The sequence below is a fragment of the Silvanigrella aquatica genome (assembly GCF_001907975.1).
GTDB classification, from domain to species: Bacteria; Bdellovibrionota_B; Oligoflexia; order Silvanigrellales; family Silvanigrellaceae; genus Silvanigrella; species Silvanigrella aquatica.
Genome location: NZ_CP017834.1, coordinates 815,937 through 825,077, shown reverse-complemented (window position 1 = coordinate 825,077; position 9,141 = coordinate 815,937). Strand labels below are relative to the sequence as shown.

Here is a 9,141-nt window from a genome sequence, read left to right as displayed (position 1 = left end):
ATAATAACAATTTTTACCTTGGCCCAAAATTGTATGAATTCTTGACATGTAACGCTACAAGTACATATAATTATCCTTATGTGTACTTTTTTTGGAAATTTTTATAGTTTATGTGTACTATCGTACGGGATGTTAACTTGGGGGGTAAAAGTTCACATAATGATCAAAAACAAAGAACCTACTTTAAAAAATTGTTTGAGTGGATTTGAGCACTGGCTCTTGGAACAGGACCATGCGAAAAACACCGTCACGAGTTACCTCTTTGATCTTAAGCAATTTAGCGAATGGATAGATCATCTCTATCCAAATACCATGATAGCAGAAATTGATTCGTTTTCCTTGCAACGCTTTCGTGGCTTCCTCGATAAAATAGAAAAAAATAGCGCAACGACCATCAACCGCAAACTTCAAAGCCTCCGCCGCTTTTTTAATTGGGCTTTAAAGGAACAAATCATCAAGCAAGATCCCACAACAACGATAAAACTAAAAACCTTACAAAAGATCTTAAAACCAAAAAGCCTGGCAAAAGGAGATTTGCATAAAGTTCTCACTATTGCAGGGAAAGGAAAACAGGGAATTAGAAATTATGCTCTAATTCAACTGATGCTCCAAGCTGGTTTACGTATAGGAGAAGTGGAATCTCTCGAACTTGTCAATGTCTCTTTGTATGATCGCTCTGGTGAAGTCCGCATCAGAGATGGGAAAGGGAGAAAAGCGCGTTCTGTTCCCTTAAACGCCAGCATCCGAAAAGCTCTTCAAGATTATTTAAAGGAACGAATTGGAAGCTCATCGTCTCTTTTTACATCAAGTACGGGAAAACCCCTGACAAAAAGGGCTCTCCAAAAAATTGTTTCTGAAATTATGGATAAAGCAAAATGTGAAGGTTCAGCTCATACGTTAAGACATACCTTTGCAACAGCATTTTATAACGATCATAAAAAACTTGTTGAGCTTTCCAATTTGCTTGGACACAGCAATTTAAATACAACGGCAAGGTATACGCAGGCTTCTAAAGAACAACTAGCGGAGCAACTGGAAAGCAGTTCATTGAATGAGTTTGGAGAATGAATTATTTTTTTTTGAATATGAAATATAATAGGGGAATTTTATTAAATGGAAAGTAAATTAAACGCATTTTCTGACTATATTGTTTATGCGGATGAAAGTGGCGATCATAGTTTGGAATCAATCGATCCTAATTACCCTATATTTGTTTTATGTTTCTGTGTTTTTAAGAAGGAGACTTATTCCTCTTCTATCATACAAAAAATTAACGAATTAAAATTTAAATATTTTGGGCATGATAATATTATTTTACATTCTCATGAAATTAGAAAAAGAACTCATAATTTTTTATTTTTAAATGATAAATCAATTGAAAAAAAGTTTCTAACTGATGTAACCAGTATTATTAAAAAGATTGATTTTAAAATCATTAGCTGTGTTATAAATAAAGCGGAATTGAAGAATAAATACTCAAAACCTGATAACCCATATCATATTTCTTTAAAATTTTGTATTGAACGTCTTTACAGATATCTAAAAAGTATTGACGAAAAGAATCTAAACTCGACAACACATATTGTTTTTGAAGCGCGTGGAAAAAAAGAAGATGATGAACTAGAACTTGAATTTAGGCGTTTGATTGATTCTGGAACAGCTTTTATGCCCAAAAATGCTGATTTTAAAATCCATATTGCGGATAAAAAAACCAATTCTACAGGGCTTCAAATCGCCGATCTTATAGCTCATCCAATAGGCAGGTATTGTTTAAATAAAAATCAAGATAATCAGGCATTTAGAGTGGTAGAAGATAAATTATTAAGAAATGAGAACAAGGATTACAATGGTTTAGGTATTAAATACTTCCCTTAAAAAGCTTAAAGCCCCGGATAAACCGAGGCTTTTACGCCGACTGGGACACCCCAATCCACTTATCCATATTATCGGCAAATAGACTTGAAATGTCAATAGAAAAGATATCTCTTTGTCCGGATCTACATAAAGGAAGAGCATTTTTAAACCAAAGTCTTCATAATCTAAGTTTGAGAACCTTTAAAACAATAAGTACTAAAAAACATACCCCAATATAATTAAACATACTCTTCCCTAATTGCGCAAAGTTAATTAATTCAATTGTGCTAATTTTAAATTCCTGAATTAGATATATTGACACATATGCAAAAGAACCTTAAAGTGATTCCTTTTGGTGGACAATGTGCTATGAACTTAGTCGTTCATATAGAAGGGTTGTCCAATGGTAAAGAAGAAATCAGTTAAAAGTCAATATTCTCTCGAGTTTAAGAACCAAGTTCTTGAAGTTTTAGAAAATAGTCCTAAAAACATGGCTCAAATAGCTAGAGAGTTTGGAGTATCTTACCCCACTCTAAATAGTTGGAATCGTTCTATTGGAGATAAAAATAAGTTAAATTTTTAATGAAAAACCCTGATGAATTAAAAAAACTACAGCGAGAAAACGAACTTTTAAAAAAGGAAAATGAAATCCTAAAAAAGGCGGCAACCTTCTTTGCAAAACAGCTCGATTAAAATTCGAGTTTGTTATGCTAGAGAAGGAAAATTATCCTGTATATTTGCTCTGTAAAGTTATGCGCGTTTCTAAGAGTGGATTTTATAAATGGTTTGAGTGTAAAGATAAAAATCATCACTTTGAGTTTAGCCTTGAAGAAGAAATAAAAAAAATACATACTTCTTCAAGAGGTACATATGGAAGACGGCGGATTTTATCCGCTCTTAAAAAATCATTTATTAAAGTTGGGCAAAAACGCATATCCAAGATTATGAAGAAACTAAATCTGAATGGGGTCGGCAAGCCTAAATTTAAAACAACAACAAAGGTTGATAAGCAAGCAATGCATTTTCCGAATTTAATTTCAGGAGATTTTACTTCCTATAAGCCCAACGAACTTTGGACCAGCGATATTACATATATTCCAACAAAAGAAGGCTGGGTTTATTTGTGTATAATATTGGATACTTTTTCAAGAGCAATCATTGGTTGGAGCATGCAAGATAATCTAAAAAGAGAAATTGTTTTGAATTCGCTAAACATGGCATACAAAAAAAGGTCTCATTTTCCAAATGGAATAATTTTTCATAGTGACAAAGGATCGCAATATTCAAGCAAAGAAGTTAGAAAATATTTAAAATTAAATCATTTTCATCAAAGCATGAGCAATAGTTTGAACTTACCTAAAAAAGTGTAACAATGCCCATTACAAGATCAAGGTAGACTGTAAGAATTACTGAATTGACCATTGTTGATTGAAATCACCATGACAATCGTAGTGAACAACAGCCGCTCCGTTTACGCTATTTCTTACCCACACATCAATACATTTGCCTAGATTTCCAACGATTGCGTTGTTATTAAATACCCAATTTTGAGCTTGAGATTTGCCACAATCCCATGTGACAATAGGAGCGCCATTAAAGGCAATATCATTCAGAACTGTAAGGCATTTACCTCCAAGTCCAATAATTTTGCCATTATTAAAGCTCCAACTTTGATTTTGACTGCCATTGCAATCCCACATCACTACAGGAGTTCCATTTTGTACATTGCTATCAATTACATTGAGACATTTTCCATTAAATCCACGGAGTGTAAAAGCATGTGCTGCTAATGAAAAAGAGATGAGAGAAAATGCACAGGTTATTTTCGCGATGAAATGATTCTTAAATAACATTTTAATTCTCCTAAATTGGTTTTTTACTGAAGACGAAATATTATGAATCATTATTTAATAATAAAAAGACTAGCGTCAATTTATTGTCTATCTTATTAGAATGATGATTTATTTTTTCAATTATTTATAAATTCAATTATCGTGCGCCCGATTTCAAATAGCGTGCGCCGAGATTCTCTCGTTTTCATTTAAAGTGCGCCGAAGCAAAACGATAATTTCAATTAATTTGCGCCCAAATTTTCGGATAAGCGTGCGCCCATGCTCCTAGGAATGCGCGCCGTTACAACTACTCGATAAAAAAACATATAAGGTATTTTCTGAAGATCTGGAATTTGTATTTTTAGAAGTTCCCTAAGTTCCAAAAAATTACTATAATAACCTAGACAAGTGGATGCACTTTCTCAAAGGAATTTCCAAAAAGGAGGTCATAAAAATGGACAACCCTAACATTCAAAAAGCGTTTGAAACTCTCGAATATATTAGTCAAAACCCCGTTGAGCGCCGAAAATACGAAGCAAGACAAAAATATCTTCATGATTTAAATACCGCTATGGAAACGCAGCGCAGGGAAGGTAAAGAAGAGGGTATCGAAATTGGAATCACTAAGGGGAAATTTGAAACAGCAAAAAAAATGAAAAGCATGGGGCTTCCTATGAATACTGTCATTGAAGTCACTGGTCTCACGGCGGATGAACTCGAAAAACTTTGAATAAAATATAATTTAGACGAACTTAAAAATTAACTATAAAACTGCCTAAATAATACTCCAAAAAGACTGCTCTAATTTAATACTTTTTTTAGGGTATTAAATGTCAATCTAATACCCTTTAAGGATATAAAGTCAAATTTTTAAACATTTTATAACCCTAAAAGGGTTTAAAATTAAAATAGAGTTGTTTTATTACCTGATAGGGTATATAATGAAGGGATGCCAATTGCGAAAGGTCTGCCGTATGTCCTTAAAATCAACTCCCAAAACAAAACGTGCTCCTCGAAGAAATCTTAAAGAAATTGAAAAATCTAACACCCCTACAGCAAAATTTGTAAGAGAAAAAAGAAAATTCCTTGGCTACACTCAATATGAATTTTCATTTCGCACGGGAGTGGGGTTGCGATTTTTAAAAGAATTAGAACTGGGAAAACAATCATTACGGATGGATAAAGTAAATCAAGTACTAAACTATTTAGGAGCCCGATTAGAACCCACTCCTTATCGCGAAGAAGTGGAACTTTGAATATGACAAGACAAGGAAAAGTTTTTAACTTTCATCATTTTGCAGGAATTATTAAAGAAACAAATGAAGGAAAATATATTTTTACCTACAATGAAGAATATTTAGCTATAAAAAATGCGGTGCCATCTGTTTTGATATTTTAAATGATCATGAGGAAGTATACCATAAATCTTGCTGCCTCGATCTCTTTGGAATTTTACAAATCCCAACCATTGAAATAAATCAAAATGATTTAGAAAAATTAGCTTTAAATATTATAAATAAACGCCTTACAATTCCTGGAGTTCAAAAAAAACTTTCTCTTCAAATTCATTTAAATGAAAAAAATTCACCTCCCCGAATGACAATTGTAGGCGCTCTTTCTGGTCAATTTATATTAAAACCACCCACTCAGGAATATCCTTTTATGCCTGAGTTAGAATGTTTAACAATGCAACTTGCTAAAATCTGTGGAATTGAAGTTGCAAAGCATGGTCTAGTTTTACTAAAAAATGATGGAATTGCTTATGTAACAAAAAGATTCGATCGTATGGACGAAGAAAAAATTGCTTGCGAAGACTTGTGTCAACTGTCAGAACTCATGACAGATCAAAAATACAAAAGTACCGCAGAAAGAACAGCAAAAATAATTAAAAAATATTCTTCTTATCCAGGCGATGACTTATTGCGCTATCTTGAAGTGACAATATTTTCATTTCTTACGGGAAATGCAGATATGCACTTAAAAAATTTCTCCTTAATTACCACGCCCAAAAATATTATTCGACTTTCTCCCGCGTACGATCTCCTTGCCACTCGCCTTCTCATTTCAGAAAAAGAAGATAGTGAGGAACTTGTTTTAAGTGTAAATGGCAAAAAATCGAATTTAAAACGAAAAGACTTTGAAATTTTATCTGAAAATATAGGAATACCAAAAAAAACATTTCAATTTATTATGAATAAATTTTTATCCAAAAAAAATGAACTATCCAAAATTATAGAAAAAAGTTTTATACCAAAAAATATGCAAAAAGAATATTTGGAAATGATTGCGGAAAGAAGTGATCGTCTTAAATTTTAATTTTATGAAAAGAAAAAATATTATTTACAGGATTAATATAATGCAAGAATATGAAATATTTTCCAAAAAAATGATTATTTTTGAAGCAAATATTTTTAATTTTAAATTCATCGAATCTTAATATTTCGAAATAATTTTTTTTATATTATTTTTAGTTAAAGGTAAATTTTTAAAATTAAGAATATAAAACTCGAATTAAATTATACTTTATATAAACCTGTCCAGTTTCTGATCACCCCCCTTATTTTACAAAATAAATTTGCTATGGAATTTAAATAAACAAACATGAGTTTTGTTTATTTACAAAGGAATTTGTTTTGGAAAATATAGAAATTTTAGATGTCAAGAATGATTATATTTTTAAAAGAATATTTGGAGAAAACGAGAATATATTTATAGATTTTGTAAATAGTATTTTAAATCAGAGTGATGACAAAAAAATAAAATCTGTTACGTTTTTAAATAATGAAATTACTAAGGATAGTCAATATGATAAAGAATCACGCTTAGACGTTCTTGCCCAACTTAACAACGGTTCCTTCCTCAATCTGGAAATGCAAATGCTCAATACCGGTGAATATGAGAAACGTTGCTTATATTATTGGGCAAAACTCTATGAACAACAATTAAGTGAAGGAAAATCTTACCGTTATTTATGCCCTTCCATTTGCATTCACGTTTTAAACTTCAATTTTTTTAAAGAAAAAGAAGAGTTTATTACCAATATAGGACTACTCGATAAAAAAACATATAGGGTATTTTCCGAAGATCTGGAATTTGTATTTTTAGAAGTTCCCAAAGTTCCAAAAAATTACTATAATAACCTAGACAAGTGGATGCACTTTCTCAAAGGAATTTCCAAAAAGGAGGTCATAAAAATGGACAACCCTAACATTCAAAAAGCGTTTGAAACTCTCGAATATATTAGTCAAAACCCCGTTGAGCGCCGAAAATACGAAGCAAGACAAAAATATCTTCATGATTTAAATACCTCTTTGGAAACGAAGTTGCTAGAAGGTATTGAAATTGGGATAACTAAGGGGAAAAATGAAGGTATCGAAATTGGGAAAACTAATGAGAAATTTGAAACAGCAAAAAAAATGAAAAGCATGGGGCTTCCTATGAATACTGTCATTGAAGTCACTGGTCTCACGGCGGATGAACTCGAAAAACTTTGAAGGCAAAGCCCAAATCTGGGCTCATTCATTTTCAATTTTAAATTCATTTTACCTAGTTCATTTCATTTTAATAATTAAATAAAATATTCTAGCATTGGGAAAATTAAAATATGACAATAAAATATATAGAAGTAGAAAAAATTCCTGAAAATCTGATAAACGATCCCATAGCTATCGCAAAATATGAAGCAAGACTAAAAAACATTTAAATAATTCGCACAAATTTTCTTCGTCTCACTAAACAGAAGGTTTAAATTTTCAAAAAAAAGACTCAACAGCATAGATATAGAAGGAAAAATAAATATAATTATATATTATTAAAAATAAAATATTTTACTTTATTTGTTGACATAAAATTTTAAATATATATTTTATATTTTGTTTTATTGATAAAAATAAAACATTGTGATTAGTTTTAAAATTCTTTTCATACTCAAAATAAATAAAAAATCAAAAGATGAACTTATTTTATTCATCAGTAAGATCGTCTATAAATAGAAAAAGATATTTATAACCAATTAACTGAATTGAATATTTTGAAATACTTAATAAAATCAGAAAAGGAAAAATATAATGTTAATTTAAGCTAAGAAAAAATTAATAAATATCTTGATCGATTTTAAAATAAAAAAGAAATTAAACTCGACGCGCATAATCTTAAAATTTCAGAAATGGAATTAAAATTAATTCCATTTCTGAATGATGAAAAATTTTATTTAAATAAAAATATTTATACTATTTCAACTTAAAAATTAAGGAATTTTCATGAAAAAAAATAAATTACTTTCTGTTTTACTTAGCATAAGTTCAGCTGCCAGTTTTTCAACGAACACATTTGCAAATGTCAATACTGAAGAGCTTAATCTTGATATCGCAAATTTAAAGGAAGATTTTAAAAAACTTCAATCGGCATTTTCTAACTTAGCAGAGAATGATTCTCAAAATTTATCACTTCATAATTTAGAATCAAAAGCAAACGAATTAGAGCGCCGCATTGTTATTGGAAATACCTCTTGCTATAATTTAAGAAAAAATCCCAAGGTAAAAACTTTTAAACCTAAAGATGATATGAATATTGAAGCGGGCGAATACTTGCTTTGCGGAGTTTTAAATACCTATGACACGTTTTTTGATAAAAATGGTTTGGATAAAATAGATTTTATTTTATTTTCAGTTGATAAAAAAGATAATACTTTAAATAAAAATGACTTATTGCGATTTTCTAAACTTGGAAATTCCGTTGTCCAAGAATTTAAAAAGTTAGCCGCTATTCAGAATGGACAATTTCATTATAGAATAATAATCCCTTCTTCTTTTTCTTCATCTTATAATTATTATTCATCTTCTTATCCTTATTCTGCTTCATATTCAATTTATAGTTCTTATTATTTACATTCTACTTATTATTCTGACCCTGATGGACTAGTTACATTATATATGCTTAATATTAATGATATTTAAAAAAGAAAATAAAAATTACAAGGAAAGGTTGGTATTGCTACCAACCCCAGAAGCTATACCCCAGGCGGCTAGAAGTTGAGATTCTTTGAATTCCTGAAAATTTGACTGCATTAATGAAATAATGCTCATCTCTAGTTTCCTTATCAAAATTTGTTTTATGCAAGCTATTTTTAATTGCCTCTTTAAATAAAAAAAAACTCATGTGATATTTTGAGTTTAAACATTTTTTCTTCACATATTTCCAATATCTTTCAATTATATTCAAATTTGGAGAGTACGAAGGAAGAAATATAAATTCGATTCCAAGTCGTGATGCACAATTTCTAACAAGTTTACAATGCTGGTACCTTGAGTTATCCAAAACAATACTTATCTTTTCTGAACCATATTGATATCTTATTTTGTGCAATATTTTGCAAGCAAATTCTGTATTAATCTTACTCTAATTTTCTATTATTATTAATTTATTAGAAATAGGATCGAATGCTCCATATACAAAA

Annotated in this window: 11 protein-coding genes and 1 pseudogene; 10 read left to right on the top strand and 2 right to left on the bottom strand. The window is 30.3% G+C overall.

The genetic code is table 11. The features are described from left to right. Window positions 1-159: 159 nt before the first annotated feature. The 4 genes from AXG55_RS03550 to AXG55_RS03535 all read left to right on the top strand — a co-directional run bounded on the left by AXG55_RS03550 (window position 160) and on the right by AXG55_RS03535 (window position 3,224). Entirely contained in the window at window positions 160-1,068 is a 909-nt protein-coding gene (locus tag AXG55_RS03550; protein WP_233231349.1) for a tyrosine-type recombinase/integrase, read from the top strand. Window positions 1,069-1,113: 45 nt separating this feature from the next. After that, complete coding sequence (locus tag AXG55_RS03545; RefSeq protein ID WP_148696756.1) at window positions 1,114-1,875, top strand: DUF3800 domain-containing protein; 762 nt, start codon at window positions 1,114-1,116, stop codon at window positions 1,873-1,875. Window positions 1,876-2,257: 382 nt separating this feature from the next. Then, window positions 2,258-2,437 carry a transposase family protein gene (locus AXG55_RS03540; protein WP_148696755.1) on the top strand — a complete coding sequence of 60 codons (180 nt, stop codon included), beginning with the start codon at window positions 2,258-2,260 and terminating at the stop codon, window positions 2,435-2,437. 124 nt (window positions 2,438-2,561) lie between these two features. Next, window positions 2,562-3,224 (top strand): IS3 family transposase, encoded by a 663-nt coding sequence (locus AXG55_RS03535; RefSeq protein WP_148696754.1) that lies wholly within the window; start codon window positions 2,562-2,564, stop codon window positions 3,222-3,224. Window positions 3,225-3,260: 36 nt separating this feature from the next. Here the strand turns inward: AXG55_RS03535 and AXG55_RS03530 are convergent, their stop codons facing one another. Further along, on the bottom strand, window positions 3,261-3,707 hold the full coding sequence (locus AXG55_RS03530; protein ID WP_233231348.1) for a ricin-type beta-trefoil lectin domain protein: 447 nt from the start codon (window positions 3,705-3,707) through the stop codon (window positions 3,261-3,263). A 382-nt stretch (window positions 3,708-4,089) separates the two neighbouring features. On the opposite strand from AXG55_RS03530, the pseudogene AXG55_RS03525 reads away from it, so the two are divergent. The 6 genes and pseudogenes from AXG55_RS03525 to AXG55_RS03505 all read left to right on the top strand — a co-directional run. After that, window positions 4,090-4,416 (top strand): annotated as a pseudogene (locus AXG55_RS03525) (Rpn family recombination-promoting nuclease/putative transposase); the annotation flags it as partial. Window positions 4,417-4,660: 244 nt separating this feature from the next. Beyond that, window positions 4,661-4,942: a helix-turn-helix domain-containing protein gene (locus AXG55_RS03520; RefSeq protein WP_233231347.1), complete on the top strand. Its 282-nt coding sequence runs from the start codon at window positions 4,661-4,663 to the stop codon at window positions 4,940-4,942. Then, window positions 4,939-5,085: a hypothetical protein gene (locus AXG55_RS14800; protein WP_233231346.1), complete on the top strand. Its 147-nt coding sequence runs from the start codon at window positions 4,939-4,941 to the stop codon at window positions 5,083-5,085. The genes AXG55_RS03520 and AXG55_RS14800 overlap by 4 nt, the downstream gene beginning before the upstream one ends. Continuing rightward, window positions 5,040-6,002, top strand: coding sequence for a HipA domain-containing protein (locus AXG55_RS03515; protein ID WP_233231441.1), 963 nt, complete (start codon window positions 5,040-5,042; stop codon window positions 6,000-6,002). The genes AXG55_RS14800 and AXG55_RS03515 overlap by 46 nt, the downstream gene beginning before the upstream one ends. Window positions 6,003-6,319: 317 nt before the next feature. Then, window positions 6,320-7,180 carry an Rpn family recombination-promoting nuclease/putative transposase gene (locus AXG55_RS03510; RefSeq protein WP_233231345.1) on the top strand — a complete coding sequence of 287 codons (861 nt, stop codon included), beginning with the start codon at window positions 6,320-6,322 and terminating at the stop codon, window positions 7,178-7,180. A gap of 765 nt (window positions 7,181-7,945) precedes the next feature. After that, window positions 7,946-8,641, top strand: coding sequence for a hypothetical protein (locus AXG55_RS03505; RefSeq protein ID WP_148696749.1), 696 nt, complete (start codon window positions 7,946-7,948; stop codon window positions 8,639-8,641). A gap of 37 nt (window positions 8,642-8,678) precedes the next feature. On the opposite strand, the gene AXG55_RS15125 is transcribed toward AXG55_RS03505, so the two are convergent. Continuing rightward, entirely contained in the window at window positions 8,679-9,077 is a 399-nt protein-coding gene (locus AXG55_RS15125) for a transposase (RefSeq protein ID WP_148698802.1), read from the bottom strand. Window positions 9,078-9,141 lie beyond the last annotated feature (64 nt).

Coding starts and splice junctions, on each gene's coding strand:
- AXG55_RS03535 (WP_148696754.1), top strand. CDS start 2,562: ATGCTAGAGAAGGAAAATTATCCTGTATATTTGCTCTGTAAAGTTATG.
- AXG55_RS03530 (WP_233231348.1), bottom strand. CDS start 3,707: ATGTTATTTAAGAATCATTTCATCGCGAAAATAACCTGTGCATTTTCT.
- AXG55_RS03540 (WP_148696755.1), top strand. CDS start 2,258: ATGGTAAAGAAGAAATCAGTTAAAAGTCAATATTCTCTCGAGTTTAAG.
- AXG55_RS03550 (WP_233231349.1), top strand. CDS start 160: ATGATCAAAAACAAAGAACCTACTTTAAAAAATTGTTTGAGTGGATTT.
- AXG55_RS03520 (WP_233231347.1), top strand. CDS start 4,661: ATGTCCTTAAAATCAACTCCCAAAACAAAACGTGCTCCTCGAAGAAAT.
- AXG55_RS03505 (WP_148696749.1), top strand. CDS start 7,946: ATGAAAAAAAATAAATTACTTTCTGTTTTACTTAGCATAAGTTCAGCT.
- AXG55_RS03545 (WP_148696756.1), top strand. CDS start 1,114: ATGGAAAGTAAATTAAACGCATTTTCTGACTATATTGTTTATGCGGAT.